The sequence below is a fragment of the Phaeobacter sp. CAU 1743 genome, from assembly GCF_039839315.1.
GTDB classification, from domain to species: Bacteria; Pseudomonadota; Alphaproteobacteria; order Rhodobacterales; family Rhodobacteraceae; genus Phycobacter; species Phycobacter gallaeciensis_A.
Genome location: NZ_JBDOQR010000202.1, coordinates 1 through 1,039 on the forward strand (window position 1 = coordinate 1; position 1,039 = coordinate 1,039).

The following is a 1,039-nucleotide window of genomic DNA, read 5'->3' on the forward strand; positions in this document are numbered from 1 at the left end:
ATGTTCTCGCTTATTGAAACGCGAGCTAAAAATTGAAATCGAAACGTAAAATACCACGTCGGATTACGCTTCATCCTGCTGGAATCCTGTAAGAACTTTTTAATGAAACGGCAAAGCAATTGCGACATGAGTTCTGATCGTCTGGCGCTCTGGATATCGATGCGGCTCTCGGGCGCACAGGATGACCCAAATGCCCTTGCAAGAGTTGGATGGGCTGTTCGGCGCCTGACAGGCGGTCCCGGACCGAAGGCTGACTTAGCCGCCTTCCTGGATCGCCGCGATCCCGAGAACATTGAAGACAGCGCTGAGCGTTTCGAAGATCGTGCGGGCGGATGGCTGGAAGTAATGACAGCCGCAGCCGAGTTCCACCCAATCACCCGAGCTTGCATGGGCTTTCATCTCTGGAGTCTGGCGGGACTCGGACAGCACGGCGACCAGATCGAAGCCGCCGTCACCGCGTCCAGGATCGCGGCCTGCGACGGAAGCGGCGCCGTCTTCGCGCCGCTGGCTATGGGCGGGGCAGGGGGGCTGCGTGTCTCGGGTTTGCCAACCGAACGCTTGGCACGCTGGTTGGATGGGATGAACAGCGCAATTCTAACGGCGATGCGTCATCTAGATGGTACCCAAACATGGAGTGTTCGGGCGGAAGGAGCCATGTCTCAGCTTTCGGGCAGAACTCCGGCCGCTCTTCGGTCTGTGTTGACAGAGTGGCCTTTGGTGTCGGCCCCGATGGCGGAGGCCCTAACAGGCGCAAGTCGCGCGGCTGTTCAAAGGAACCTCGCATGGATGGAAGAGCGAGGCCTGATCCGAGAAGTGACGCAACAAGGACGATTCAGGATGTGGCGGATCAAGGACTAGACCGTTGTCGCGTAGCCCTTAATTGTGAGATGAGAAATCCAACGAAATCAACGGGGGAGTGGGCAAAACCTGGTGGTCGACGTGGTAGGGTAAGGTTTCGGAACAAGGCGGGACCCACCATGGATGTAAGCATTTTTATCGAGACGACGTTTGACGATGGAGAAACCAAGAGGCGCAATAT

General features: G+C 57.0%; 1 pseudogene. It reads left to right on the plus strand.

The window, feature by feature from the left end:
- Positions 1 to 126: 126 nt before the first annotated feature.
- Positions 127 to 858: pseudogene (locus AAFO90_RS24970) on the plus strand (hypothetical protein); the annotation flags it as partial.
- Between the last annotated feature and the right edge of the window lie 181 nt (positions 859 to 1,039).